General features: G+C 43.3%; 25 protein-coding genes and 1 other RNA gene. 13 read left to right on the top strand and 13 right to left on the bottom strand.

Translation table 11 applies throughout. The features are described from left to right. Window positions 1–92 precede the first annotated feature (92 nt). Genes R7070_RS17930 through R7070_RS17915 form a run of 4 tightly spaced genes read right to left on the bottom strand, consistent with a single transcriptional unit; the run spans window position 93 to window position 2,880 of the window. Window positions 93–506, bottom strand: coding sequence for a prepilin-type N-terminal cleavage/methylation domain-containing protein (locus R7070_RS17930; RefSeq protein ID WP_017635696.1), 414 nt, complete (start codon window positions 504–506; stop codon window positions 93–95). Beyond that, a complete protein-coding gene (locus R7070_RS17925; RefSeq protein ID WP_006741845.1) occupies window positions 496–1,806 on the bottom strand; it encodes a hypothetical protein in 1,311 nt (436 codons plus the stop codon). The genes R7070_RS17930 and R7070_RS17925 overlap by 11 nt, the downstream gene beginning before the upstream one ends. Beyond that, on the bottom strand, window positions 1,803–2,393 hold the full coding sequence (locus R7070_RS17920; RefSeq protein WP_017635697.1) for a PilW family protein: 591 nt from the start codon (window positions 2,391–2,393) through the stop codon (window positions 1,803–1,805). Before R7070_RS17920 ends, R7070_RS17925 begins: the two co-directional genes overlap by 4 nt. Next, entirely contained in the window at window positions 2,374–2,880 is a 507-nt protein-coding gene (locus R7070_RS17915; RefSeq protein ID WP_017635698.1) for a GspH/FimT family pseudopilin, read from the bottom strand. Before R7070_RS17915 ends, R7070_RS17920 begins: the two co-directional genes overlap by 20 nt. 103 nt (window positions 2,881–2,983) lie before the next feature. On the opposite strand from R7070_RS17915, the gene R7070_RS17910 reads away from it, so the two are divergent. Then, the gene (locus R7070_RS17910; protein ID WP_017635699.1) at window positions 2,984–3,415 is read left to right on the top strand and encodes a type IV pilin protein; all 432 of its coding nucleotides are present in this window, start codon (window positions 2,984–2,986) and stop codon (window positions 3,413–3,415) included. A 68-nt stretch (window positions 3,416–3,483) separates the two neighbouring features. On the opposite strand, the gene dnaJ is transcribed toward R7070_RS17910, so the two are convergent. The 4 genes from dnaJ to grpE form a co-directional block, all read right to left on the bottom strand. Beyond that, the gene (gene dnaJ, locus R7070_RS17905; protein ID WP_017635700.1) at window positions 3,484–4,632 is read right to left on the bottom strand and encodes a molecular chaperone DnaJ; all 1,149 of its coding nucleotides are present in this window, start codon (window positions 4,630–4,632) and stop codon (window positions 3,484–3,486) included. A 204-nt stretch (window positions 4,633–4,836) separates the two neighbouring features. Further along, window positions 4,837–6,750: a molecular chaperone DnaK gene (dnaK, locus tag R7070_RS17900; RefSeq protein ID WP_005381623.1), complete on the bottom strand. Its 1,914-nt coding sequence runs from the start codon at window positions 6,748–6,750 to the stop codon at window positions 4,837–4,839. A 347-nt stretch (window positions 6,751–7,097) separates the two neighbouring features. Beyond that, complete coding sequence (locus R7070_RS17895) at window positions 7,098–8,372, bottom strand: dicarboxylate/amino acid:cation symporter (protein WP_005381625.1); 1,275 nt, start codon at window positions 8,370–8,372, stop codon at window positions 7,098–7,100. Window positions 8,373–8,789: 417 nt separating this feature from the next. Next, window positions 8,790–9,386 (bottom strand): nucleotide exchange factor GrpE, encoded by a 597-nt coding sequence (grpE, locus tag R7070_RS17890; RefSeq protein ID WP_021034134.1) that lies wholly within the window; start codon window positions 9,384–9,386, stop codon window positions 8,790–8,792. Between the two features lie 146 nt (window positions 9,387–9,532). Between grpE and nadK the strand changes: the two genes are divergently transcribed. From nadK to bamE, 5 genes are all read left to right on the top strand, one after another. After that, window positions 9,533–10,417 carry an NAD(+) kinase gene (gene nadK / locus R7070_RS17885; protein ID WP_005381631.1) on the top strand — a complete coding sequence of 295 codons (885 nt, stop codon included), beginning with the start codon at window positions 9,533–9,535 and terminating at the stop codon, window positions 10,415–10,417. A gap of 272 nt (window positions 10,418–10,689) precedes the next feature. Further along, window positions 10,690–11,880: a DUF3103 domain-containing protein gene (locus R7070_RS17880; RefSeq protein ID WP_005383752.1), complete on the top strand. Its 1,191-nt coding sequence runs from the start codon at window positions 10,690–10,692 to the stop codon at window positions 11,878–11,880. A 166-nt stretch (window positions 11,881–12,046) separates the two neighbouring features. Further along, a complete protein-coding gene (gene recN / locus R7070_RS17875) occupies window positions 12,047–13,711 on the top strand; it encodes a DNA repair protein RecN (RefSeq protein WP_005383750.1) in 1,665 nt (554 codons plus the stop codon). A gap of 21 nt (window positions 13,712–13,732) precedes the next feature. Next, window positions 13,733–14,215, top strand: coding sequence for a GNAT family N-acetyltransferase (locus R7070_RS17870; protein ID WP_005381636.1), 483 nt, complete (start codon window positions 13,733–13,735; stop codon window positions 14,213–14,215). A 242-nt stretch (window positions 14,216–14,457) separates the two neighbouring features. Then, a complete protein-coding gene (gene bamE, locus R7070_RS17865; protein ID WP_017820585.1) occupies window positions 14,458–14,817 on the top strand; it encodes an outer membrane protein assembly factor BamE in 360 nt (119 codons plus the stop codon). Window positions 14,818–14,918: 101 nt separating this feature from the next. On the opposite strand, the gene R7070_RS17860 is transcribed toward bamE, so the two are convergent. Together R7070_RS17860 and R7070_RS17855 are read right to left on the bottom strand one after the other, a co-directional pair. Further along, on the bottom strand, window positions 14,919–15,278 hold the full coding sequence (locus R7070_RS17860; RefSeq protein WP_256900439.1) for an RnfH family protein: 360 nt from the start codon (window positions 15,276–15,278) through the stop codon (window positions 14,919–14,921). Further along, entirely contained in the window at window positions 15,268–15,711 is a 444-nt protein-coding gene (locus R7070_RS17855) for an SRPBCC family protein (RefSeq protein ID WP_005381641.1), read from the bottom strand. Before R7070_RS17855 ends, R7070_RS17860 begins: the two co-directional genes overlap by 11 nt. Window positions 15,712–15,830: 119 nt before the next feature. Here R7070_RS17855 and smpB point away from each other — a divergent pair, with 119 nt between their 5' ends. The 3 genes from smpB to R7070_RS17840 all read left to right on the top strand — a co-directional run bounded on the left by smpB (window position 15,831) and on the right by R7070_RS17840 (window position 17,763). Beyond that, window positions 15,831–16,316: an SsrA-binding protein SmpB gene (gene smpB / locus R7070_RS17850; protein WP_005381642.1), complete on the top strand. Its 486-nt coding sequence runs from the start codon at window positions 15,831–15,833 to the stop codon at window positions 16,314–16,316. 66 nt (window positions 16,317–16,382) lie between these two features. Further along, window positions 16,383–16,750: a transfer-messenger RNA gene (ssrA, locus tag R7070_RS17845) on the top strand. Between the two features lie 527 nt (window positions 16,751–17,277). Continuing rightward, on the top strand, window positions 17,278–17,763 hold the full coding sequence (locus R7070_RS17840) for a DUF6795 domain-containing protein (protein ID WP_053302978.1): 486 nt from the start codon (window positions 17,278–17,280) through the stop codon (window positions 17,761–17,763). A 683-nt stretch (window positions 17,764–18,446) separates the two neighbouring features. On the opposite strand, the gene R7070_RS17835 is transcribed toward R7070_RS17840, so the two are convergent. Continuing rightward, on the bottom strand, window positions 18,447–19,010 hold the full coding sequence (locus tag R7070_RS17835) for a porin family protein (RefSeq protein ID WP_005381668.1): 564 nt from the start codon (window positions 19,008–19,010) through the stop codon (window positions 18,447–18,449). A 398-nt stretch (window positions 19,011–19,408) separates the two neighbouring features. Between R7070_RS17835 and R7070_RS17830 the strand changes: the two genes are divergently transcribed. The 4 genes from R7070_RS17830 to R7070_RS17815 all read left to right on the top strand — a co-directional run bounded on the left by R7070_RS17830 (window position 19,409) and on the right by R7070_RS17815 (window position 24,283). After that, entirely contained in the window at window positions 19,409–20,287 is an 879-nt protein-coding gene (locus R7070_RS17830; RefSeq protein ID WP_193837486.1) for a LysR family transcriptional regulator, read from the top strand. A gap of 120 nt (window positions 20,288–20,407) precedes the next feature. Further along, a complete protein-coding gene (locus tag R7070_RS17825; protein ID WP_005381670.1) occupies window positions 20,408–21,943 on the top strand; it encodes a bifunctional GNAT family N-acetyltransferase/carbon-nitrogen hydrolase family protein in 1,536 nt (511 codons plus the stop codon). Window positions 21,944–22,147: 204 nt separating this feature from the next. Further along, on the top strand, window positions 22,148–22,735 hold the full coding sequence (locus R7070_RS17820; protein ID WP_005383738.1) for a DedA family protein: 588 nt from the start codon (window positions 22,148–22,150) through the stop codon (window positions 22,733–22,735). Between the two features lie 180 nt (window positions 22,736–22,915). Then, a complete protein-coding gene (locus R7070_RS17815) occupies window positions 22,916–24,283 on the top strand; it encodes a Na+/H+ antiporter NhaC family protein (RefSeq protein ID WP_005381672.1) in 1,368 nt (455 codons plus the stop codon). Between the two features lie 75 nt (window positions 24,284–24,358). Here R7070_RS17815 and R7070_RS17810 read toward each other — a convergent pair whose 3' ends face one another. Continuing rightward, window positions 24,359–25,198: a 3-keto-5-aminohexanoate cleavage protein gene (locus R7070_RS17810; protein ID WP_318141267.1), complete on the bottom strand. Its 840-nt coding sequence runs from the start codon at window positions 25,196–25,198 to the stop codon at window positions 24,359–24,361. Next, a complete protein-coding gene (locus R7070_RS17805) occupies window positions 25,189–26,520 on the bottom strand; it encodes an aspartate aminotransferase family protein (protein WP_137281745.1) in 1,332 nt (443 codons plus the stop codon). The genes R7070_RS17810 and R7070_RS17805 overlap by 10 nt, the downstream gene beginning before the upstream one ends. Window positions 26,521–26,581: the final 61 nt, after the last annotated feature.

Raw genomic sequence — 26,581 nt, 5'->3', positions numbered from 1 at the left:
CAATATAAAAAGGGCAACGCGGACAGTGAACACCTTATCCAGAACTCCAATCGGTTTTGATTGAATCGGCGTAAAACAGGAACCTAGACTATTTAATCAAATTCGCTATGTTTAGAGATCATGGTTTTCAGCTCTACCGATTGTATTTTACCGTGGCGATCTTGCCATAGAGCTTCCATATGTATCGTTTTAAGTGCGCCCGACAGAGTTGCCGTTGGCACAGACCAAGATAAAGTATACAAGGGGTGCGTAGTATCTTCCCCAGAGACAATATTTGTATCAAAATTAGCGGCGGGCATCGAGGGGACTGCAGAAATAGCCCCACGCGTACGAAACCACTCTAATTTCTGCTCAGCAAGATTTAGCGCTTCAATGCTATGCATCGCGTAATCTGCCCGCAGCTCAATGTAAGCTTGCAACTTAACCAATCCAAGAGCACCGACACCAATTAAAATAAAAGAAATCATTATTTCAATTAAACTAAAACCATGTTGTTTACTTGGCATTCCAACTTCCCTCTTGCCAACGAACATCATTTCTCCTTGTTGTAGGTCTTTTGCTGGAATCAAATAGTAACTCCATTGAGCCCGCAATTGAGGTTTTTAACCCATCAGTATCAAAACCATAACCACCCGTTGCGTGAAATGCCCCTGCATCAACATAAACAGTTTGTGTAAGATCAGTATATTGTTTACCAATGGTAAAATTAGTCGGTGAGCCATCAGCATTCGAGAACAAACTTTCCCAATAGCTTTTTAACTCATCAGGAGCAAACTGTGGTTTAGTTTTATCGACTAAATGAAAAAGCGAACCCTGAAATGTTGTTGAACCAGTATTGATAAAAATACCATCTTGAATAACTAACGTATATTTCTCATGGTTGCCTTGAAGTGCTAAATTCCCGTGAATGGCGCAGTCACCAGTAATCCAAACCTTATCTACTTCCTTAAAAGCATTTTCGATAGCTGATTTACACTGTGTCGCATTTGACAAATTGATTTTCCCAGCTTTCGGAAATGAAGCTTTGACTTTATCAATGTTTTCCGGTGTTTTTTTGTAATCAAAAAAGGTTTGGAATGGATCGACTTCAGAGTCATAAACAAAATCGCCTTTTAGCTGCGGATCAGAAGTTTCAGGTTTATTAGTTTTCGTAATTGCATTCCCAGCTTTTACTGTAACATTGGTTGTCGTTGCAGCGGTACACCCTCCAGCAGGAGAACCATCATATAAGCTATTCGCTCTTATTGATGCAGTGTTATATTTTGATCCTGTGCTTCCGCCTTCCATGGTATAACTATACCGATAAGTCAGTGATATGCATTCATACAGATTGTCAGAATTAAGATCACCTTTCGCATCTGGATGAACCTTTAAATCACCATAAGTAGTTAACTTGGATGTGGTTTGTATCGCTCCTTTTCCACGATTACTTAGTGTACTGAAAGTTTTATTGAGCTGGGCCCAACCATTGTGAGATATAGAATTAATACGATAGACTCCTGCCCCTATATCAGTAACGTTCAGCTGGCTAAGGTTTAATTCCCTCTTACATAAGGTATTTAAATTATTGTGATTAATTGGGATGAGCTCGTTCACTATGGATACATCATCTGTGACATAAGCAAATAGACACTCAAGCCCCCCTTCCGCTTCCCAGTGCTGTTGCCGAGAACTAACTTCATTCTGCGCACGCTTAATTTGATAAAATAGATTCTTATATGACCCTAACGTCACAACCAAAGCGACAGAGAGCAGTATGGAAGTAATAAGTAACGTGGCCACTCCTTGTTGATGCTTACGTATCATTGCCAATTCCTTTGCTGAACTTGTAATAAAATGGCGTGAGAAATTGCCGGATCATTTTTTAATTCAGCGGCCATTGAAATAGAAATAAACGCACTCTCTATTGACGAACCTGATAGTAATGTTCGACTAACACCAAATTGAGTTACTTTAATTTGCTTAGGATCAAAAAGATCAAAACATCCACTAGCAGCAGACACGACACTTAAAGGTGATGGTGAATCATCCTGGCAATATTCCAACATATTATCCTTTAACCGATATATCGTATTACTCACAGAGCTTGCTGTGTTTCGATAAACATAACCGATTTTTTCGGATTGTTGATATAGAACGCTAGGAGAACCGGAAAGCATCATTGATTTTGTCGTAATACCATCAAACCCTGCTCGCTGAATATCCTCTTTCACTTGTTGAATTACACTACTCATCTGCTGAAGTAGCATTATTTCCTTGCTTCGCTGCACAGCTGTTTTTTGGTTAGAAAGAAACACTGCGCCAACAATGCCCAAAGCGACAAGTCCTAACAACGCAGCAATCATAAACTCAACAAGTGTACTACCCTGCTGTTTAGCATTGTTCAAAGCCATATTTTGCCTTATTCATAGCGCACACTTTTACTCGCCCTGCTCCGTTATGAACAGTTACTTTTATCGGACTGGTATCCGCTTGAGATTTCTTCAGGTGAATACTTCCCGCATTTTTGGGATTCCCCATAACACGATCAAACTTGACGCTAGTTATATTACTCGACACCACCAGACCCCGATATAGATGACCTTGCAGCTCAGCAACAGTATTCATTGAAGTAATGTCAGTGACATTCGATACACTCGAGAGTGTGAGCTTCCAGCTTCCGGTGGATGAAGGCAAGCCTTGAATATGAACCCAAAAATCTTGATTTCTCATCACCGATTCCGATTTCGCTTGGATCAAAAAACCCTGTAATTCGTTGGCTAAATTCACTATTTTCATGTGTTGGCTAACTTTTGAAAAACTTGGGGCGACAAAAAGTAGTAGTACTGACAAGACAGCAACAGTAATAAGAAGCTCCAACAACGTAAACCCGCGAGGCATTTCCCAAATTCCTATGTAAACGGCAAAAGGGCCGTAATTCATCTTGCACAGATGCTATCACCTGCCAAAAATAGGCGGAAAAGTGAAAAGGAAACTACTCGTGATGATTCGAATTTCTCGTTGTAACGGCTACAAAAAAGGATTGAGAGGGATGACATTGATCGAATTACTGGTAGCTGTAGTGATTGTCGGGATCATTGCGGCTGTCGCCTACCCTTCTTACACCAATCATGTGCTCAAGTCTCATAGGACGGTTGCCTTGAGCGATCTTAGTCGAATTCAGCTAGAGCTAGAGACATCTTATGATGGTGGGTACGACTGGAGTCATATTATCTCTGGAGGCACATGCACTCTATGTGACTCAGACAAAAATAGATTTTCTTTCAATATTGCAAGCTCTGCAAGTACGGCCTATACCATTACAGCAACAGCAAAATCGGCTCTGGGACAAGACGACGACGAGTGTTTGACTGGCGCTAAAACGATTACTTTAACGTCAACAAATGTCGAAGAACCAAGTGATTGCTGGAATTAGAAGAACACCGAGATGCAAAAAGGCCTGCATTTTAGCAGGCCTTTGTATTTGTGCTTTTCACTAAAGTCTTAGCTGGTTAAATCATCAAAGAACTTTTTCACACCGTTGAAAAAGCCTTCTGATTTAGGCTTGTGCTTTGTCGCCGCTTCACCACCACAAGATTCTTCAAACTCTTTGAGCAGTTCTTTTTGGCGTGAGCTTAGATTTACTGGTGTTTCGACAACCAACTTAACAATCAAGTCACCGATACCGCCACCGCGAACGCCTTTCACACCTTTACCACGCATGCGGAACATACGACCTGTTTGCGTTTCTGAAGGTACTTTTAGGCTTACGCGACCATCTAGAGTTGGTACTTCAACTTCACCACCTAGAGCTGCCATCGCAAAGCTTACTGGCACTTCACAGTATAGGTTGTTGCCATCACGCTCGAAGATATGGTGCTCTTTCACGTGCACTTGTACATACAAGTCGCCAGCAGGCGCCCCCATTTCTCCCGCTTCACCTTCGCCAGATAGGCGAATACGATCGCCAGTATCAACACCTGCCGGGATCTTAACGTTAAGTGTTTTTGTTTTCTGCTTACGACCTTGACCATGACACTCATTACAAGGGTCTTTAATGATTTTACCTTTGCCGTGACAGGTAGGACAGGTTTGTTGCACTGCGAAGAAGCCCTGGCGCATCTGTACTTGACCATGACCATGACAGGTACCACATGTTTCAGCAGATGAACCTTTCTTCGCGCCACTACCATCACAGGTATCACAGTGTACTAGTGTCGGTACTTCGATCTCTTTCGTTACACCACGAACCGCTTCTTCTAGCGTCAATTCCATGTTGTAACGTAGGTCAGCACCTCGCTGGGCACGGTGGCCACCACCGCCACGACGACCACCACCAAAGATGTCACCGAATACATCGCCAAAGATGTCGCCGAAATCAGCACCGCCGCCGCCAAAGCCGCCGCCACCGAAACCACCGCCGCCTTGTTCAAAAGCTGCATGACCGTATTGGTCGTACGCCGCTTTCTTTTGAGGGTCGGTCAGAACTTCGTACGCTTCTTTTACTTCTTTAAACTTGTCCGCCGCAGAATCATCACCCTGGTTTCGGTCTGGGTGGAATTTCATCGCTAGACGCTTATACGCCTTTTTGATATCGCGCTCTGAGGCATCACGGCTTACGCCTAATACTTCGTAAAAATCACGTTTTGACATGTTCTTCGTCACCAGTTAATTACTACAAACGGCATCGATTCACCGCTTGGTGTTTGTATCGTTCTAGGTAAGTGCACTTGTCTGCAACATACTTAACTAGAAAGACAGCGTTTACAAACAGACGGGCGTAAGAGTTGCCCCAAACGCCCGCACACGAAGTCTTATCGACCCCAGATGGCTATGCAGCCATCTGGTTAAGAAATATTATTTCTTGTCGTCTTTAACTTCTTCGAACTCAGCATCTACAACGTCGTCTTCTTTAGACTGTGCACCTGCGTCAGCACCTTGTGCTTGCTGCGCTTGAGCTTGTTGTTGAGCGATTTCCATCAGCTTTTGAGAAGCGGTCATTAGTGCTTGAACTTTAGCATCGATAGCTTCTTTGTCTTCGCCTTTACGTGCTGTTTCTAGCTCAGAAATTGCTGCTTCAATCTTCTCTTTCTCTTCTGCAGGTAGCGCTTCACCAGCTTCTTCTACTTGCTTACGAGTACCGTGAATCATTTGGTCAGCTTGGTTACGTGCAGTCGCTAGCTCTTCGAACTTCTTGTCCGCTTCTTTGTTAGCTTCTGCTTCTTGAACCATTTTCTCGATGTCTTCATCGCTTAGACCGCCAGAAGCTTGGATAGTGATCTTCTGCTCTTTACCAGTCTGCTTGTCTTTCGCAGACACGTGTAGGATACCATCCGCATCAAGGTCAAACGTAACCTCGATTTGTGGCATACCACGTGGTGCAGGCTGGATGCCTTCTAGGTTAAATTGGCCTAGAGACTTGTTGTACATCGCTTGCTTACGCTCACCTTGTAGAACGTGGATAGTTACCGCGCTCTGGTTGTCTTCCGCTGTAGAGAAAACTTGGTTCGCTTTAGTTGGGATAGTTGTGTTCTTCTCAACTAACTTAGTCATCACGCCACCCATTGTCTCGATACCTAGAGACAGTGGAGTTACGTCTAGTAGTAGTACGTCTTTAACGTCACCAGCAAGTACACCACCTTGAACTGCAGCACCCATTGCTACTGCTTCGTCAGGGTTTACGTCACGGCGCGCTTCTTTACCAAAGAACTCAGCAACTTTCGCTTGAACCATTGGCATACGAGTCTGACCACCAACTAGGATTACGTCAGTGATGTCGTTTACTGATAGGTCAGCATCAGCTAAAGCTACTTTTAATGGCTCAAGAGAGCGTTGTACTAGGTCTTCAACTAGAGATTCTAGTTTTGCACGAGTCACTTTAATGTTCATGTGCTTAGGACCAGTTGCATCTGCAGTAACGTAAGGTAGGTTTACGTCTGTTTGAGAAGTAGAAGAAAGCTCGATTTTCGCTTTCTCTGCTGCTTCTTTAACACGCTGCATTGCTAGTGGGTCGTTCTTAAGGTTGATGCCTTGCTCTTTGTTGAACTCATCAACCAAGTAGTTGATTAGACGGTTATCAAAGTCTTCACCACCTAGGTGAGTATCACCGTTAGTTGCTAAAACTTCGAATGTTTTCTCGCCTTCAACTTCATCAATTTCGATGATTGAAATATCGAATGTACCACCACCAAGGTCGTATACCGCGATAGTGCGATCGCCGCCTTTCTTATCTAGACCGTAAGCTAGTGCAGCTGCCGTTGGTTCGTTGATGATACGTTTAACTTCTAGACCTGCGATACGGCCAGCATCTTTTGTCGCTTGACGCTGAGCATCGTTAAAGTAAGCAGGTACTGTGATAACTGCGCCAGTTACTTCCTCACCAAGGAAGTCTTCAGCAGTTTTCTTCATTTTCTTAAGAACTTCAGCAGAAACCTGAGGAGCAGCCATTTTTTGGCCTTTCGCTTCTACCCAAGCATCACCGTTGTCAGCCTTAACTATTTTGTAAGGCATGATTTCGATGTCACGCTGAACTTCTTCGTCTTCAAAACGACGACCGATTAGACGCTTAATTGCAAATAGCGTGTTTTCTGGGTTAGTTACTGCTTGACGTTTCGCTGGTTGACCTACTAGCGTCTCACCGTCAGTGTAAGCAATAACCGATGCAGTAGTACGTTCGCCCTCTGCGTTTTCAATTACACGTGGTTTGTCGCCGTCTAATACAGCAACACATGAGTTAGTAGTACCTAAGTCAATACCAATGATTTTACCCATCTGGCTATCTCCGAATAAATTCTATTTTCGTTTGGTTATAACCCCAATGTGGGGGGAGGAGAATCGGGTTTCAACCCTTGCTCACAAACAAAAATAATCAATGTTTGCTTCTCTATGCCACATAGATAAGGGCGGCAAAATGCTTTTCAAGGGCAGAATTAAAAAAAAGCGTCTTTTTTCGAAATTTATGTGTTTCTTTCTGATTAGTTGGGAACTCGTCACACTGCTGTAGCGCAACAAAACGTCATTTCCCAGATAAATTTATTTATGTCCGACTCTTCCTAAATAAAAAACGAGCTCATAAGAGCTCGCTTCAATATTAGGGTTAAAATAAATTATTCAAGGTATTAGGCGTTCGCTTGAGCAGGCTCAGCATCAACACCTTCTTCTTTACCTATCTCACCTTCTGTTTTTGCAACAATGGTGTTCACTGCCGTGTCGCCGACAACGTTAGATGATGTACAGAACATATCATTTATACGGTCGACCGCTGCAATGATTGCTAAACCTTCAGGTGGTAAACCTAGTTGGTGAAGCAAAACGCCTACCATTACCACGCCGCCCCCAGGAACGCCGCCAGCACCAATAGATAACAGAAGAATAGTTAAGCCAAGTGTGAAGATGTCTGCGGTGTTAATTGGCTGGCCAAAAGCGTTCGCAACAAACATCGTTGCTAGAGCAATATAGATAGACACACCAGACATATTCATCGTTGCGCCCAGTGGTACACCGAAGCCAGCAACCGATTTAGAGACCTGAAGCTTTTCTGTCAGTGTGCGCATCGTTACCGGGATAGTCGCGTTTGAGCTCGCGGTAGATAGAGAGAAAAGAATCTGCTCACGAGTTGCACGTAGGAAAGTCTTTGGAGAAGTTCCTGTCGCAATACTCACTGCCATTGGGTAGAAGAAGAAGATCCAGAACACCAACATCGCAACCACCAAAGCCACGTAACCGGCAACGGACATTAATGTATTGGCGTTTAGCGTTGCACCTAGTTGAATCATTAGTGCGAACACACCATATGGTGCAAGACTCATCACTAATCCAACCAATTTCATCATGATTTCATTTGCCATTTTGAATGTGCGAATAGCTGGGCCACCACGAGAATCCAAAGCTTGAATTGCAAGCCCCGTCAAAATTGCCATAAAGATGATTTGCAGCATGTCGCCGCTAGCAAACGCTTGTACAGGATTGCTAGGAACAATGTTAACAACTAAAGAGAAAATGTCCGGCGTCTCTGTCGTTGTCAGCTGTACAGCCTCAGATACCGTTCCTGCTAGATTAGCGCCCGCTCCTGGCTGGAAGATCAAGCCGACAGTCAAAGCCGCCGTAATCGCAATGATGGTGTTAAGAATGTAAAGGGTAAAAGTTTTTCCACCAAGACGACCAAATGCACTGATGTCTTTCAAGTCAACAATGCCGCATACGATTGAAACGTAAACTAAAGGAACAACAAGCAATTTGATCAGTGAGACGAACATGCCGCCAACACCTTCTGCTGCTCCAAGTAGGTATGTATCAAAAATCGCAATACCGCTAAATAAGTACTGAATTGCTGTCCCCAGCACAAGGCCGGCAAACAAGCCTATAAAAATCTTACTAGAAAGCGATTTATCCATTATAAATCTCCGATATGTTGTGTTTACTATTTACATTTTTGTAGTTATATATGCTTACTTTTAAAGCATTAGTCGCAAATCATACACACCGAAGTTACAAAATAAAGTGATAATTTACATTTTTGTTAACGACATTGTTTTAGAAAAAATGACTATATTTACATTCCTATGCAGAACAAATATTCACACAACGAATGATTACAATCACTTATAGCCCTTTCCGTTAATAAACACGCAGCGAGATGAGAGAAAATCTCCTATAGGAAAATAATTAACCAATAGGAAAAAATATGAAGGGGATCAAATTTTCATTTATCGATATACAACGAAGTTCGATGCAGTCATTTATGTTTAAAACAAAAAAGCGCCCATCAAAAATGATGGGCGCTTTTATATTTAAAAAACAGGTAGTTAAAGTTACTTAGCAACCATTACCATTGCCGGACGAATCACACGGCCGTTTAGTTCGTAACCTTTTTGCATAACAAACATAACAGTGTTTGATTCATGATCAGGGCTCTCCTGAATCGACATCGCTTGATGGAACTCTGGATTGAATGCTTCACCTTCAGGGTTGATTGCTTTCAAGCCAAATTTCGCTACAACGTCTACAAACGTTTTATGTGTTAGTTCAACGCCTTCTAGGAACGGCTTCACAGTTTCATTCTCTGTATCTGCCGCTTGAATTGCACGCTCTAGGTTATCAATAACAGGAAGCAGCTCTTCTGCAAACTTGTTCAACGCAAACTTACGTGCTTTATCGATCTCTTGCTCAGTGCGACGACGCATGTTTTCTACTTCAGCTTTAGAACGCAACACCGCATCTTGTTGCTCTTTTACTTTTGCCTCGCTAGACAATAGTGCCGCTTCTAGTTGAGCAATCTTAGCGTCTGTCTCATCACCAAGCTCTTCAAGCTCAGCTTCAACTTCTTGTGCTTCAGCTTCTACTTTTTCAGCCTCTTCGATGATTTGATCAAGCTCTTCTTCTGTAACTTTGTTTTCTTCGTTGCTCATGATATCTCCAGAATTCAACATAATGCCCTTAAAGCCATGCGCGTTTTTGCGGGCTTTAACCACATAAAAATTCGCATATTTAGGTGACTTGCCATTATTATGGGGATGAAGATTCCTGATTCAAGCCTCTTTAATGCGGAAATGCTATGAAAAATCCATGTAACGTGATCGCGATTATCGGAAAACCAAGAGATCAACAAGCAATTCAAACTCATAAAGAGTTGTACCAATGGTTGACCTCTGAGGGCTATAAAGTATTCATTGACGATCGCCTTGCCGCAATACTGGATGATATCCCACAGAGTCAGTTTGCTAGCTTAGTTGAACTAGGAAAAAATGCCGATCTAGCCATTGTGGTTGGTGGCGATGGCAACATGCTAGGTGCAGCAAGAATTTTATCCCGATTTGATGTACCAGTTATAGGCGTGAACCGTGGAAATCTGGGCTTCTTAACTGACTTGAACCCAGACGACTTCCAAGCGTCTCTGCAAGCGGTACTCGACGGTGAGTATATTGAAGAGGAGCGTTTTCTTTTAGAGGCGGAAGTACACCGCCACGGACAAATAAAGAGTCATAACGCTGCGCTAAACGAAGCCGTACTTCACCCAGGGCAAATTGCCCATATGATTGAATTTGAAGTGTACATAGATGAAAGCTTCGCCTTCTCTTTACGGGCCGACGGTTTGATTGTCTCCACTCCGACTGGCTCGACGGCATATTCACTTTCTGGCGGCGGCCCAATTCTTTCTCCTAGCTTGAATGCCATTTCACTCGTGCCAATGTTCCCGCATACATTGTCGAGTCGACCTTTGGTGGTTGATGGAAAACGTCGAATTAAATTGGTGGTATCACCAGAAAACCGTGGAACACAAGAAGTTAGCTGTGATGGACAAGTCTCACTTCCAGTTACCCCTGGCGACGAAATTCACATCTATCAAAGTCCAAATGTACTAAAGCTCATCCATCCAAAAGACTACAGCTACTATCACGTCTTACGGAATAAGCTTGGCTGGTCTAGTAAATTGTTCTAACACTTGTTACTCAGGGTAATAACTTCAATAAAAAAGCCAGCAGCTCAATTGCTACTGGCTTTTGGCTTTTGGCTTTCTTAGACAAGAAATAGACACAAAGTAGTGAGGCGACACGATATTTGTCATCATTAAAGAGAAGCTTATAAATTTTGATCCTGTGGGCAAACTTTACACAAAAGATAGAAAAGCAAATTCAATGATCTATGTCCGGTGATATTCTCACCATGAATAGAGTATTAACTCTATTTCATACAATCAATAAAGGACATATTATGAAGAAAACCATCATTCTGTCTGTTCTCAGTACATTAGCACTTATTGGCTGCCAATCAGAGGAAACGCAAGTCAACAGTGTGTCCAATGCAAAAGCGGAAGATATCACTAAGACGAAACGGGCCCTAGCTCAACAATTGAGTGAGAATTATGCTGCCATTGAACCCATGCTGAGAAGAGATATTACTCCGCAACAGACTAACGTGTCTGTATCAGCATTTGTTAAGCAAAACCCTAACTCAGAGTTCAGCCGCCAGCTTGTACAAGCTGACACTCAAATTCGTAGCTGGAAAGGTATTTCTGAATACTCTGATCAGTTGTTAGAAGTTCGCTTGGCAAATGAAGCCATGATAACAGCATGGCAAAGTGGCGAGGTCGAGCCATTATTTGCATTTGAACCAAGTGGTGATGATGAGAATTGGCAATACATCGAAGCATTTGATGTTTATGGCAACATCCATCAACTCGATGTTTACCAGCTCCCTGAGGTACCTGTACTTGTCGTTGATAACAATAGCTCTGCAGAGCTAAAAGCAGGCTTGCAAGCTATGCAAGCTGAGATGAAAAAACTCGGTCAACCAGCTTTAGTTCAACCATATATTGCTGATGAACAACGCCAAAATACACCGCTATTGTCAAGTAGCGCAGTGGGCGAAGCGGCTCCAATTCAAACCACGCAGTTGAAAAAGATCCGTCTAGCCGATGACAAAGAACCTTGGATCTCTGGCAAGGCAGAAATCTACGCTATCGTAACGGGCGTCAATCCAAGTCGTGATGAACCTACTCTCGATTTGGTGGAGCTTCCATACTTAGACTACGATAACCAAGATTACTATCCAAATCAGATCATTATTCACTGGTCTCGTTACCGCTGGGGTGCGGCAGACATTGTGCTCATGGAGCAAGATGACGGCACAGACTATAAACAATTGGCAAAACTCCTTGTTCAAGTTGCCGAAGAAGTATTGAAAGCGATTCCAGATCCAGAAGTTCAGGCTTACGCGATTATTCCGCAAATCACGAACAAGATCATCGACACTATCCCCGATGGTGTACTCACGAATGATGATGACTTCGTCGACGTTTACTACACTCTAATGCAAGATACTTCATACGTAGATCACCCAGGTGCAGGTGTGAATGCAGTCGTCACACTAGAACCACTAACGATTAACCCAACTCGTCCGTAACCTGTTCAATTTTAATGAGTCGTTGTAATCACATCGGCTCATTTTTCCCACTTCATCACAAAAAAACAGCCTACAAAGAAAATTTTCCCTACCTGACTTTACTGTATAAAGAAACAGTATATACTGTTCCCTTATACAGTATTGTTCAGTTATACAGGTAAATAAAATGCTGGCTCATCTAAGTGTTAATAATTTTGCGATTGTTAAGTCTTTACAACTCGAGCTTTCTAAGGGCATGACCACCATTACAGGTGAAACAGGCGCGGGTAAATCCATTGCTATCGATGCTTTAGGGCTCTGCTTAGGCGGACGAGCCGATGCCGGCATGGTGCGACAAGGTGAAGAGAAAACCGAAGTTAGCGCCGCTTTTTTATTGGACAACAACTTACATGCAACACGTTGGTTAGAAGATAACGATCTGCTAGATGGCAGTGAGTGTATTTTGCGTCGTATTATCACAAAAGAAGGCCGCTCAAGAGCCTTCATTAATGGCAGCCCTGTTCCACTATCACAACTCAAATCTCTAGGGCAGCTACTTATCAATATCCATGGGCAGCACGCTCATCATCAATTGATGAAAAGTGAGCACCAAATGGCCATGCTCGACCAATATGCTGGGCATTTAAACCTACTAAAAAGCACACGAAGTGCTTACCAGCATTGGCGTCAGGCGGATAATAACCTCAAGCAGCTAAAAGAAAATAGCCAGCAAAACCAGGCGCAAAAACAGTTGCTTGAATACCAAATCAAAGAACTGAATGAGTTATCGCTAGGTGAAGAAGAATTTGCAGAGCTCGAGCAAGAGCATAAACGACTATCCAACAGTGGTGAACTCGCCACTACCTGTCAGCAAGCCATCGAACTTATTTACGAAGGTGAAGAAGTCAATGCGCTTGGTATTTTGCAATCGGCCAATCACTCCCTAATTCAATTAGCCGAATTAGATGAAAAGCTATCTGAGCTACCTAACATGCTGTCAGAAGCGATGATTCAACTTGAAGAAACGAAGAATGAATTACGCAGCTACTTAGATGGCATCGATGTTGATCCAGCTCGTATGGCTTATGTAGAAGAACGTTTTTCTAAAGTGATGTCTGTAGCTCGTAAACACCACGTAATGCCAGAAGAACTCTACCAGCATCATCAAGATCTTCTGGCCCAAGTAGAAGCGTTAGATTGCTCCGATGAACGTTTAGATGAACTTGCTCAAGAAGTAGAACACAAGTACCAAAGCTTTCTAACACAAGCAGAAAAACTGCACAAATCACGCAGCCGTTACGCAAAAGAACTGAACAAACTGATCACACAAAGCATGCACGAATTGAGCATGGAGAAAGCAGTATTCAGTATCGAAGTTAGCAATGACAACACGCACCCATCGCCGCTTGGCATGGACAGCGTGTGCTTCTTAGTATCGACCAACCCGGGACAACCATTGCAACCTATAGCAAAAGTTGCGTCAGGCGGTGAGCTATCACGTATCTCTCTAGCTATCCAAGTGATCACCGCTCAGAAAGTAGATACACCAAGTTTAATCTTCGATGAAGTGGACGTAGGTATTAGTGGCCCAACAGCTGCCGTAGTGGGCAAAATGCTACGCAAGCTTGGCGAATCTACTCAAGTATTGTGTGTCACTCACCTCCCTCAAGTTGCCGGATGCGGCCATCAACAAATGTTTGTTGCTAAGCAAACCAAAGCAGGCCAAACCGAAACCCAAATGCACGCATTAGATGAACAACAACGTGTGGCAGAATTAGCTCGCTTACTTGGTGGTAGTCAAATAACCGACTCAACGTTGGCAAACGCAAAAGAACTGCTTATCGCCGCTTAATAAATCGACAAGGGATGAGATATGGATATCAGAGCAATACACAAAACCAACTGCTTAGATCTCATCCCTATTTTTATTGAGTTAGAACATTACTACTTCAAAGAAAAAGCTTCATCAAAACACGATCTGGTCCATTATCTAAAGAGCCAAGTCTTCTCTGAACATTCTGGTGTTAATATCATTGCGGTTTACGATAATGATGACGTCGTAGGCTTTGCATCTTATACCGTCATGTTCCCTGCCCCAAAACTCTCAGGGCAGATGTACTTAAAAGATCTGTTCGTATCTTCGAAGGTTCGAGGAAAAGGGGTTGGTCTCAAGTTAATGAAGTATCTGGCATCTTTGGCGATCAAGTGTGGATGCCAAAGGTTGGACTGGACAGCTGAAAGTAGTAACCCTACCGCAGGTCAGTTTTACCGCTCAATTGGTGCAACACTAATTCATGAAAAAGAGTATTATCGTTTTTCAGGTGATGCATTACGCGAATTCGCCAAAACCGACTAACGAGTCACTAGGCTTGGCTCACCGCTGAAAGCGTCCATCACCCTACTTCCGATTGAAATTTGCTCTTCGTCACCTAACTAATACGTCATGTGGTGACATTTACCGTCTAATATCGGTGAATAAATGCAACTCAACTCAAAATTCGTTGTCAGATTGTCTACCATACGACGCATAGCTTTTTACATCTGCGTCGAGCTTGTTTATTATCAGCGCAGTATTTTAAAGGTTACTAAGAAATTATTATGCAATTAAAGAAGTGGTTAGTTGCCGTACCATTAGCAATGACATTGCTGACAGGATGTTCGGTATTGGAAAGACTGGTTTATCGTATTGATATCAACCAAGGCAACTATGTAGAACAAAGTGCGGTTGATAAATTAAAGTTTGGGATGACTAAAGCACAGGTTCGCTTCGTATTAGGGTCGCCAATGCTTATTGAAAACGGCTATCCAAACACTTGGTATTACATCTATCATCATACTCCTGGCCATGGCGAACCAGTACAGAAAGATCTGATTGTAAACTTTAATGACCAAGGCACGCTCGCAGACATCAGTGGTGACTTTCCAAAAAGTGACGCATTTTACGAGCAAATTCAGTAAACTGACTTTTGCAAAAAAACCTCCCGTTTGGGAGGTTTTTTATTATATAGAAATCATGTTAGTCAAACTTTGAGTAACTCACATGAGCTATTGGGTTAATATTAATCCTGCTTATTTTTACGTACAGAACTAGGCTTGCCACCGGTGACTGGGTCTGCACTCCCCTCGGTTTTAGCCTGCTCCGCCCGCTTACGGCGAATCTCTTTCGGATCGGCAAGTAACGGACGATAAATCTCTATTCGATCTCGATCTCGAACGGTCGCATCCAACTTCACGTTACGACTAAACACACCCACTTTGTTCTTGGACAAATCAATTTCAGGGTACAACTCCAATACACCGGATTGTCGAATGATATCTTCTACCGTTGCGTGATTATTTACCACTAAGTTAAATACACGCTGTTCATGAGGAAGAGCGTAGACAACCTCAACGTGAATCATATCTGACTCAATACTCATAACACTCGTAGACCTGTTTTGCGCGTTTAGTAAATGCATTTACCATATTACTAGTAAGCTCGTTAAAAATCTTACCGAAGGCCATCTCAATCATTTTACTTGAGAATTCAAACTCAAGCTTTAGTTCCACCTTGCAAGCTTGCTCATCTAACGCGGTAAAAATCCAACCACCACGCAACGTCTTAAACGGGCCATCCACCAAGTTCATCATAATTGCCTGACCGGGGATCAACTCATTTGAAGTCGTAAACGTTTTGCTGATTCCAGCCTTCGCCACATCGACAGAAGCCACCATACCATTCCCCGAAGACTCAATGATTCTAGAGCCCGAGCAACCAGGCAGAAATTCAGGGTATTTAGCAACATCATTAACCAGATTGAACATCTGTTCGGCGCTAAAAGACACAAGCGCAGAACGGCTGACTTGCTTCATACATACTCCTATCGATACATGTACAGATTTAAAGCTACTCGCCAATTTTACTTTTATTCCACGATTGCGCAAATAAAAGGATTTCCTATCCGATATCCAACCCGTATAATGACGCTATTATGGCAAAGAAAAAAACGAAACAAAAAGCGGGTAGCAATACTATCGCGCTGAATAAAAAAGCTCGCCACGAGTATTTCATCGATGATGAAATCGAAGCTGGCTTGGAGCTCCAAGGTTGGGAAGTGAAAGCCCTTCGCCAAGGTAAAGCCAATATTTCTGAAAGTTACGTATTTATGCGTGACGGTGAAGCCTTTGTGAGTGGCATGACAATCACTCCTTTAAATCAGGCATCGACACACGTTGTGGCGAACCCTACACGTGTGCGTAAACTACTAATGAGTCGTCGTGAGCTGGATAACCTATTCGGACGTGTAAACCGTGAAGGTATGACATTAACGGCCCTCTCACTGTACTGGTCTCGCTCTTGGGTGAAACTAAAAATTGGCGTAGCAAAAGGTAAAAAGCTGCACGATAAACGTACGGATCTAAAAGAAAAAGACTGGGCAAGAGAAAAAGCACGCGTAATGAAGAGCGCGCTGCGTTAATCTTGACCACTTAAACGCATAGTACTGGACAGCCAATGCTTTTCTGTTACTATGCGAATATTACCTGGGGCTGATTTAGGATTCGACGGGAATTCAGAAGTCTGAGGTGCATGCCGAGGTGCGGTAGGCCTCGTTAACAAACCGCAAAAAAATAGTCGCAAACGACGAAAACTACGCACTAGCAGCTTAATAACCTGCTAAGAGCTCTCTCGCCCTAGCTTCCGCACGTAAGACGGGGATCAACGAGGGATCAAACCCAAACGCGCTAGCCCGGATTCTCCCGCCTGAGAGATGAACGGCGAATTTTAATTCAGGCTAGTCATTCATTAGCGTGTCGGTTCGCAGGTGGGTGGCGAAATTAAAGATCGACTAAGCATGTAGTACCAATGATGAACGGTTTTCGGACGCGGGTTCAACTCCCGCCAGCTCCACCAAACGTTTGGAAAAGGCCACCTTCGGGTGGCCTTTTTTGTATCAACTAAAATAGTCTCTTTTTTCAAACATTCATGCTTTCTGAAATCTTACTACATGGATTACCGCATACCTTTGGCCCATGTAGGTTTACAAACTCGTTGAGTATTAATCAGTAAACAAGAAGTTCATAAGTACTAATCAAAAAGGCAGAAAGCATGGTACTAAAAGCCCTGCAACTTAAAAGTCTTCTGCTTACCTATCCTTTCTAAGAGATAACTAGATCTAAGTCTAAAGTCTATACTCATCTCCCTCGATGAATTGATTGATGTATTCATTGTTAGTCCCTACTCGCTTGTTTCATTACAACTCTATAGATGTAATGACTACAAACAGTAGTTACAAAAAATAATGTAACTCTAATCACAAAGTTAACCTTAGATATTGAACAGAAACACAACATATATAGATTTTTAAATTTCAAAATGAAAATATTGTTGTGAAAAATTAAGTTGCTGGAATTATTACAGTCATATTAGTGAGCATTGTAATGAATTTTGAAGAAAGTAAATTGAATGACGAACACGTTAATCAATACACACCGCAAATCAATGGTGTGTTAACAAAGAAAGGAAAACCACTTAGTAGCCTAAAGGTTAGCCTTAGTATTGGTTTAAGCATGTCAGGGAAATCAATAGACTTATCAACATTCACAGACAGTACTGGTCGCTTTGAGTTTTCTCCAGTCTATGAAAATAAAGACGTCATAAGCACTCCTCTCATTGATCGCTATGTAACTATTGTTTTAGTCGCAGAACTCAGCAATGATGAAAGTACTATTATTTGGGAAGGAAGCTTTGATGGTTATAAAATAGAGGATTACGTAAAAAATAACATGGCTAACCTTGCTTGTGACACTGAGAACCCTCTTAAGTACTTTGCTTTTTCAATTGATGATGAAGAAAACGATGACTACTACGTGAACAGCCAATGTAACTTATTTGGTTATATAGACTCTGACTTGTATGGAAATTAAATAATGCACTCATGATGCAACTCCAGTTCCTATGCCTCCTCTTTGGCCATTCATTCACGGGGGCATTGAGTATCGGTTAGAAGGAGGTTCTGGTATCGACTTCCACGCTCATGGACTAGGAAAAAATCTGTTCCGGGTTATGTCAATAACGCTACAAGTAATGAGTGATCGGCACTACAATCTAAGCCTTAAACTTATCTAGAACGCAACGTATTTCTTGACTTCAACAAGAGATATAACGCTCGGATGACTGATGGTTGGGTAAGTAAAATAGTCTCTTCAACTTTGACTTTACTAAGAATTTCAGGTCTGGGTCATATAATACAACAGATGCGACCGTAGGCCTTGCTACTTGGGTTCAATTAGCTAATTTCAGAGCTAAAAAATGAACGTAACGAACACGTACGCGGTATTATAGGCCACATAAATGTAATGTCAGGCAATGCGGAAATTAACCTATCTAATATTACTTGTAGAGCAATAAAGCTTTGTTTTTCAAGGTTAGTAAAAAGGCTAGGCAGTCATGCTAGTAACGTATTAAATACCCTGGAGTAACAATAAAATAAATTAGCCATCGTTTTATATATACGCTTCATCGGTCTTAAATTATTTGAATGATAAATAATAAAAGTGCGAAGCTATTTTGCTTCGCACTTTTATTGAGTCCAGCACGGCTAACTATATTAGAAGCGATACTCTACACCTAGTGATGCTTGGTTAAAGTCTGTTTCCGTGTTTGCACCGTTCGCGACATTCTCCGCATTGAGTTCTACGTCGTACCACATATATTCTGCGTTAACTAAGAAGTTATCAGTAACTTTAAAACCCACACCGGCACCAGCGAATACACCTTCATCATCTTTGTTGCCTTGGAAGCCCGCAACGTTGTAATCCGTCGAGTACCACATTTGACCGCCTTTTGCGTAAAGGTCGACACGATCAGCAATGGGAGCGGTAACTTTTAGAGCCGCTGTATAGCCGTCCGTTTCGGCATTTGCTAGGTTATTACCATAGCTACCGAAATCAATGTAACCACCTTCCAACGCTAAGTAAGGATTAAAACGGTAACCAACTAAACCTTGAATAACATCGCTGTCATCATCAAAGTCATCTTGTCCATCAACTTTTAAGTAACCGTAGTTGGCGCCAACATATACACCATGATCGTTGGAGTCCGCAGCATGTGATAAAGTACTAAACGTTGCTAAAGAAAAAAGGCTAATCAAAGTAACAACATTGCTTTTCATTTCGTTCTCCTAATATAAGTTCCATTGAAGGTTCGAATAGTAAAGAGCAAATGCAATGCCAACTTTAAATTAATGAAAAATATATTTAATTTTATATAATACTGACAATCCTCTAAAGAACGCCGAACAAAAACAGAAAAAAAGATCTGTCTGTTTACTTTATATAAACAATACTAAATTGAGGTTAATCGATGATGTGAAAAAGATTCTTGTCAATTTGTAGATTTTTCAAAGAAATTAAATAAACATCTAAAATACTCTTGTAGATTAATCAGTCAAAAAACGCTTAGCTAGTTTTTATAAGAAAGGAAGCTAATCACACATACGTTGCATCTTACTTTGCTTCAAGCCGTGAATACTCTACTCTTTGCCTAAGCAGAGTTTAATGGAACTGAAGTATGTTAAAAGGCAGTGAATACCCTTCTATTCGAGCATTAAGGACGTTTGTCGCGGTCTCTAATTACCTCAGTTTCTCTAAAGCAGCGGATGCCCTATGTATTACGCAAAGCGCAGTAAGCAAACAAATCGCATCGCTGGAGCAATTGGTGGGTTTACCTTTAATACAAAGAAGGGCGAGTGGTATTGAGTTAACCGAAGAAGGCAAGCGTTATCTGCCGCAAGTCACAGAAGCTTTGGAGCTTATTCAGCATGCAACTGCCAACTTAATCCAGTCAGATTCAAAGCAAGAATTACTCACCGTGGACGTAACCCCTTCTTTTGCCAGTCTTTGGTTGATACCTAATATTGATGACTTCCACCAGCAACATCCTAACATCCGAGTAAGAGTCTGTACTGGGGATGGGAACGTCAAAGATTCGAGCAACGAAAGTGACTTACATATTCGCTGCCTTCCATTATCCACGCATTATGAATACAGCCACTTACTATGCGAAGAAATACTACTATTGGTCGGTACTAACGCTCCTGCACTCAAGAATGTGCACGCTGTTAGCGACTATCCGCTGATACCTCAAATCACTCGTCCTCAGTTGTGGGAGCAATTTAAGGCGGCACATGCAGTAGAATCAACCGTTACCTATCACTCTGTAGGCTTTGAACATTTTTACCTAGCTTACGAAGCCGTCAAAATGGGAAAAGGACTCGCCTTACTTCCTGATTTTATGGCGCAGAATTCTATTTTAAGAGGGGATATCCAACATATTCTCAACCTAACTTTACAGAGCGGTTATGGTTATTACGTGATGATCCCAAATTATCGCCTTTCGGCTAAAAAAGTAGCGGTGTTTCACGAATGGCTGAAGAGCAAGCTAAGTTAATGTTGTTTCTTTAAGCTCGTTTAGGTAAACCAAAACAACTCAAAGACTTCGGTATCTGTCTGCTCAAATTTATGGCATTCTCATCCATACTATTTAAAAAGGATAAATGGATAGTAGGATATGGACAGCAACACGCCAAGACTCTCTTTACGCACCATTGAGCCGACCGATTACCCAGAGCTCGCGGAATTAATGGACCTTGTTTTTCCTGATGTTGGTGGCTCATGGCCACGCCTGACCATCATGGATCTCATTCATCAGTTTCCTGATGGACAAATCTGTATTGAGGATAACGGAAAAATTGTCGGCGCAGCGCTAACAATCAAAGTGGACTACAACCGATTTTCACTTCCTCACCTATACACCGACATCATCACCGAGAACAACGTCATCCAAAACCAAGTGACCGGTGACGCCATGTATGGTCTCGATGTATTTGTTCACCCGGACTACCGTGGACTGCGTTTAGGTCGCCGTCTGTATGATGCGCGTAAAGAACTTTGCCGGAGTAAGAACTTCAAAGCAATTTTGGCCGGTGGCCGCATCCCGAATTACCACAAATATGCTGACGAATTGAGCGTGGCTGAATACATCGACAAGATAAAACGCCGTGAGCTTCACGATCCTATTTTGTCTTTTCAGCTTGCAAATGACTTCGATGTAAAGCGTATTATGCGTGGTTACTTGCCAGAGGATAGTGCTTCTAAAGGCTACGCAACTCTACTGGAGTGGGATAACTTCTTCTACGAAGAGGATATTCAATCCGTCCATGATGTAGAAAAAACGCTGATTCGTATTGGTGTTGTGCAGTGGCAAATGCGCGCCATGAATGACTTAGAGGACTTGCTCGATCAGGCTGAGTTCTTCATTTCTTCTCTTGCGAACTACAAAGCCGATTTCGCCCTATTCCCTGAATTCTTTAACGCGCCGCTGATGGGCTTGCAAAACGACCAAAATTCCGTCGAAGCAATTCGCTTTTTGGCTAGCTTTACAGAAGAGATCAAAAACCGCTTCTCGCAGATGGCAGTCACCTACAACATCAACATTATTGCTGGCAGTATGCCCGTCATCGAAGATGGCAAGTTGTATAATGTGGCCTACTTACTGCAACGAGATGGTGAAATAAACGCTCAATATAAGATTCACATCACGCCCCATGAGCAAAAAGACTGGGTGATCGACGGTGGTGACAATGTTCAGGTGTTCGAAACCGATGCAGGCAAAGTCGGCATACTGATTTGTTATGACAGCGAGTTCCCAGAGTTGGGAAGAATGCTCGCCGAGCAAGGCGCACAAATTGTGTTCGTTCCTTTCTGGACAGACACAAAAAATGGCTACCAACGAGTACGAATCTGTTCCCAATCACGAGCCATCGAAAACGAATGCTACGTTGCAATTGGGGGCAGTGTCGGCAACTTACCTCGTGTTGATAATGTCGATATCCAGTACGCACAATCTGCCGTATTCTCACCGTCGGATATCTATTTCCCACACGATGCGACCTTGACAGAAGCAAGCGCCAACACCGAAATGATAATCTTCGCTGATGTTGATTTGACTAAGTTGAAACAGCTTAATACCGAAGGCTCTGTCACCAACTTACGTCATCGCCGCCTTGATTTGTATGGCGCATTCACCAAAGCCAAAGAGTCATAAGGATCTCCCTAGTTCGCCGCTACCAAAGAGCGTGGCGGCGAGTAAAGCCAGCTGCAGGTTGATTCTGCGCAATTATCAGAGGCATGTCAGTTTTTCTCAACGGTGAGAAACAAGAATTGACCCAATAGGACATTCGGAGTATCACTCCAACTTCGTTCCGCTTTTATTAGGGGAAAGCTTTTGGAACATATTAACGAACTTCTCATGTCAATGAAGCCTTTGCTTGAGCAATACGGCTACGTTGCGCTGATTGTCAGTATATTTCTAGAAGGGATAGGTATCCCGATGCCTGGTCAATCACTGATGATCGCGGCATCTTTGCTCTCGTCAGAACAAGTCATGAACCTAAGTATGGTAATGATGGTATCGTGGCTGAGCTGCTTTTTTGGTAATACCTGTGGCTACTTAATCGGTTATTACTTTGAGGGGTGGTTAGATAAAAAAGGCTACATTTCCGGCCCGAAGATGCAAACGCTTCAATTGACTATCCAGAAATACGGCCCTACGTGCTTGGTGGTCAGCCGCTTTATTGAAGGAATGAAGCAATTTATGCCTCTTGCATGCGGTATCGCGAAAATGCCACGTAGAGAGTTTTTGCTCGGTAACGCCCTCGCGGCGACGGTTTGGGTATTGGTATTCAGCTTGTTAACTCACTTTGCATTTGAACATTTAAGCGTGTTGAGCAACCTGTACACCGAATACAAATATCTGGTATGGGCATTTGCTGCTGTCTTATTTACGTGGATGGTTTTAGGTATTGTTAAACGCAAAAAAGCCAAATCAATGCAATAACGACAGTCTCTTCATTAGCGCATAACTAAAGCTCGTGGTATCAGTGAGATACGCAACACGAGCTTTTATCTTTTTCTTTACGTGTAAAATTTAAACAGCCATTTAGACGTCTAGACGTTGACAATGCGTAAATGTGATATTAGTCTGCTCTTCTCTCTTATTATTAACATTGTCGTTTACATGTCCGGTTCCCAACAAACAACTAAAACAGTTGCACCGTCTGCGGTCGCACTGATCCCATTAATTGTATTCCTTGCGCTATTTATTGGCGTAGGCACTTACTTATCTTTGCAAGGCGTGGAATTTGCCTTCTACCAGCTGCCTGCACCCATCGCGGTATTACCAGCCATCATCATTGCGTTTCTTTTAAGTAAAGAGAAACTTAACCGCTCAATCGAACACTTCATGCGTGGTGTTGGCCACCCAGACATCATCGCAATGTGTATGATCTATCTGCTTGCTGGTGCCTTTGCTGCGGTAGCAAAAGCCTCTGGCGGTGTTGATGCAACGGTGAACCTTGGTTTATCCGCAATTCCAACCAGTATGATTTTACCGGGCATTTTTCTGATTTCTGCTTTTATCGCAACAGCAATGGGCACTTCGATGGGTACCATCGCAGCCGTTGCACCCGTAGCCTTAGGCATTGCTGAATCAGCCGGGATGAGCTTACCGTTAACCGCAGGCGTTGTGCTGAGCGGCGCTATGTTTGGTGACAACCTTTCTATCATCTCTGACACCACGATCGCGGCGACACGCTCTCAAGGTTGTGAGATGAAAGACAAGTTTAAAGAGAACATTCGTATTGCTTTGCCTGCCGCGTTGATCGCGATTGCAGTGTTCGCTTTCAACAGCACCGCGACTCAAGTGCCTGCAACTGGCGATATTGAGTGGCTAAAAGTCTTGCCGTACATCACTATTTTGATCCTAGCGGTATCTGGTGTGAATGTGTTTGTGGTTCTGTCGATTGGTATCCTTTTGGCTGGCGGCGTGAGCTTGGCATCAATTGACAATTACGGACTGACTAATCTAGCCCAAGACGTTTATAAAGGCTTTGGTAACATGCAAGAGATCTTCTTGTTATCCATGCTGATTGGTGGTTTGAGTGAACTGATGCGTCGCCAAGGTGGTCTTGCTTTTCTAACAAATTTCGTTAGTAGCCTTATCCACGCGTTTGGCTCTAGCCACTCTAAGCATGCGAACAGTCGTGCAAGCGAGCTAGGTATTGCAGGTTTGGTTTCAATGGTCAATGGCTGTACGGCAAACAACACCGTAGCCATCATTGTATCGGGCAGCGTTGCTCGCCAACTGGCGGAAGAGAATAATGTCTCTCCTCGCCGCTCAGCAAGCTTATTAGACATTTTCTCATGCGTGGTGCAGGGCGTGTTGCCTTACGGTGCTCAAGTATTGCTGCTAGGTTCCGTGTTCAACCTCTCGCCACTTGAAGTAGTTGCCAATTCTTACTACTGTTTTGCATTAGCGATAGCGGCTGTTGTCGCGGTGTTTATCAAACACCCCGCTCGTCAACCTGTAGCGCAAACTGAGAACTAACGACAAATACCGAAAAGGCTCCGATGGAGCCTTTTTACTTTCCTTTCTTCTTTTTTTTCTTTTCCGCGAGCAGATTTACTTCAAAGCTGAACGCAAACTTTGCGCACTGTGTAAAGGAATAGCAAAGCGATGCGCCACATCGCGTAGAGCTTCCACCTGAGCCGCGTTACTGATTGCTAATTCGCCTGCCACATCGACGTGGTTATTCTCAAACCCCACTCTCACATCGAATCCAAGTAACATCGCACTCGCTAAACAGTCTTGCTCTCGCGCGCCAAAAGCACAAATGGCACATCGAATTTCTTCCTCGACAAAACGCGCCAAATTCAAACCTCGTAAATCCCATGGCGAAGACTGTTGAGCTTGGTGATAACGCCCTAACACCACTAATGCATGCTGATGCGTTTTAGGTAACACGCCCGCATCACGCAGTTGGAAATAACGTTCAATGTCGGTTGCATCGTAGAGAATAATTTGGCTCACGATGTTGTGTTCTGCCACCCAATGGAAAAAGGCATGCCCTTCTTTCTCACTTGCGCGATCAGGGATTAACTCCCTCAATGCAAAAGAAGCCGCTTCTGGTTTCACAGCTTTAACTAACGCCATCTGTTGTGGCGGAGAATACAAGCCCACCGCCTCTGTGGTGAGCTGTACCATCATGTTTTGTCCCACCGCTTCTTTCACGGCATGGTAAATTGCCATGTTGTCGTCGATGTCTAATGAATGACGTCCGTTGGCGTCTCTAGCATGCAAATGGATCATGGCAGCCCCTGCCGTTTGACAAGCGATAGCCTCTGCAACCAGTTCGTCTGTTGTCATGGGTAAGCTGGCGTGATCGTGCTTAGTTTTTCTTGCACCGTTTGGGGCCACGATAATAGCGATAGGCTCTCGTATAGATCGATTTTCTAATTCCATTCCTTCGCTACCTCTTTTAGCGTTAATGAGAGTTTGCCAACTAGCTCATCAATATGGTGAGGCTGAATAATGAATGGCGGCGCAAGCAAGATATGGTGCCCATTAACGCCATCAATCGTTCCGCCCATTGGATAGCACATTAAGCCATTTTCCATTGCTCGCTGTTTGATGCGTTTGTCTGCCAATGTGGCTTTACTCAGAGGCGCCTTGCTTTCTTGATCCGCCACCAGCTCAATGCCAAAAAACAAACCTTTACCACGAATGTCGCCAATGTACGGTAAATGGGCCAATGCAGAAGTAAGCTCATTACGCAGCAAAGCACTTTGCCGATTCACCGCCGTTAACAAATTATCTTGGAAGATGGTTTGAATGGTCGCCACGGCAGCAGCGCACGCCACAGGGTGCGCCATAAAAGTATGACCATGTTGGAAAAAACCGCTTCCATCAGCAATAGCTTGATAGACTCGATCATTCGCAACCACCGCGCCAATAGGTTGATAACCCGCACCAAGCCCTTTAGCCATACACACCAGATCGGGTTCTGCCTCTTCTTGCTCAAACGCAAAAAAACTGCCACTGCGTCCAACGCCACACATGACTTCATCCAAGATCAATAACACATCGTATTGGTCGCATATTTCGCGAATACGCTTGAAGTAACCTTGTGTGGCAGGCACAGCTCCAGCGGTGGCTCCCACAATGGGCTCAGCGACAAAAGCCATGACATTATCAGCCCCCAACTCAAGAATTTTTGCCTCTAGCTCATTCGCCGCTCGCAATGAGTAATCCAATTCCGACTCATGACTCTGCTGATAACGATAAGCATAGCAAGGGGCGATATGATGGCTCGGGTGTAAGATGGGTTTGAACGGTTCACGTCGCCATTCATTACCTCCGACAGCCAGAGCCCCCAAGGTATTACCGTGATAACTTTGCTGACGCGCGATGAATTGCTTTTTCTCTGGCTTACCTGATTCCACGAAATACTGCCGCGCCATTTTTAGTGCCGACTCCACCGCTTCTGATCCTCCACTGACTAAATACACATGGTTGAACTGTTCAGGCATATGCTGACAAATCAATTCTGCTAGGCGCTCACTGTTGTCACTAGTAAAAAATCCAGTATGAGCAAATGGCACTCGCTCGATCTGTTCCAACATGGCTTTTTTAACGGCGTGATGACTGTGGCCAAGGTTTGATACCGCAGCACCACCACAAGCATCGAGATACTGCTTTCCATGCTTATCGAATAGATAAACACCTTCACCTCTATCGATGATTGGTAGCGTGGCATGGCAATGACGGTGAAATACGTAAGACATTTGAGTCCCTTCCAATGTGTAATACTTGCACACATCATCAGGAACAAACCCAAACGTGACA

The sequence above is a fragment of the Vibrio sp. 1557 genome (assembly GCF_033340175.1).
GTDB classification, from domain to species: domain Bacteria; phylum Pseudomonadota; class Gammaproteobacteria; order Enterobacterales; family Vibrionaceae; genus Vibrio; species Vibrio alginolyticus.
Note: the sequence above shows the minus strand (reverse complement) of the source record. Positions and strands in the feature narration are given on the sequence as shown.